General features: G+C 32.2%; 2 protein-coding genes. Both read right to left on the reverse strand.

The window, feature by feature from the left end; all coding sequences use genetic code 11:
- A partial coding sequence (locus LPH68_RS26255; RefSeq protein WP_230297274.1) for a hypothetical protein occupies positions 1 to 728 on the reverse strand: 728 nt, incomplete at its 3' end.
- Positions 725 to 1,284: phosphotransferase (locus LPH68_RS26260; RefSeq protein WP_230297275.1), on the reverse strand; the 560-nt coding region annotated here is incomplete at its 5' end. The genes LPH68_RS26255 and LPH68_RS26260, both read right to left, overlap by 4 nt.

Consider the following 1,284-nt stretch of genomic DNA (forward strand, 5'->3'; position numbering starts at 1 on the left):
CGGCATACGAGATTAGCCATGGTCTCGTGGGCTCGGAGATGTGTATAAGAGACAGCTCTTTCACTTCCCCAATCTTGGAAGTCTTTCACCTCAAAAGGCCTAAAAGGAATATTATCCAATAGCATAGCATAGACTATATGCGACATAAAAAGTTGTTCATACAAATATAATCTCTCATAATATTTGCAGAACACAGCAGCATCATCAAAAATATAACCTCCTGCATTAAAGAAACGGCTGATGATTTTTTTTTCTATTATATTTGTTATATAGAACTGATCATCAAGTTCCACATAACTCTTATTTCTTGGATTCACCATTTCCAACTTATCAAGTGGATAAATAGCTATACTATTTGCAATGGTAAAATCTCCACAAAAATAGCCATCAGGATCTTTCACAAAAATTGCTCCTTCTATGTTCTCGCAATTCACAGTCCGATAGACAGTCTCAGCCTGGCTAGTGGTTGGCTCATCAAGAACTACGACCTTAGCATTACTCAGTCCCAACTTTTTAAATTGCAATTTCAGCAATAATGACAAATAGTATTTTTTATCATATTTTTCAAGAATTGTAAAATAGATATTATCAAAACGATTTAAATCTAACCCTTGAATAGATTTTATGCAAAGCGAGATTCCATCAGGAGCAAAGTTAAATATATAAGGCATATAGTTCTCATACTCAATATTGTCAGCTCCTATAGGAATAATCAAACTAATACTCATAAAATTGAATTGAGGACATTTTTTAAGAATGCTACAGTTCTCTCCTCCTTAGCATATTGTATAACACGTAGGAAATTCATCAACTGAAAAGTACTATAATACTTATTATACCAATCATAATTACTATAATATATATCTATCTCTTTATCTATCTTGTCTGAAATTATTCTCATCCGCACAGAATCAAAATCATGCCCATACATAAGCTGCGACCAACCATAATTTGAATCTTGCCTAATCTTTACTAAATCAAGTAATGGAGATTCCAAAAATGAGTCCAGAAAGTCTATCAAATAGTAATTATTTCCATTAAATAGTATATTTGAAAAAGTCAAGTCTCCATGACACTGTCCAACTGGTATGTTTATCTCTTCATCTAGTTCATTGAATACAATTGAAGACTTCTCTAGAATTATCTTAATATCTGTATCCTTACTAATAAAATCATTTTTAGCAACTTTATCACAAACATCATTATATTTATTTATTACAACATTTTTATTAATCGGAGTCCTGTCTCTTATACACATCTCCGAGCCCACGAGACCATGGCTAA

This window comes from Bacteroides sp. 1_1_30, from assembly GCF_020982715.1.
Classification (GTDB): Bacteria; Bacteroidota; Bacteroidia; order Bacteroidales; family Bacteroidaceae; genus Bacteroides; species Bacteroides xylanisolvens.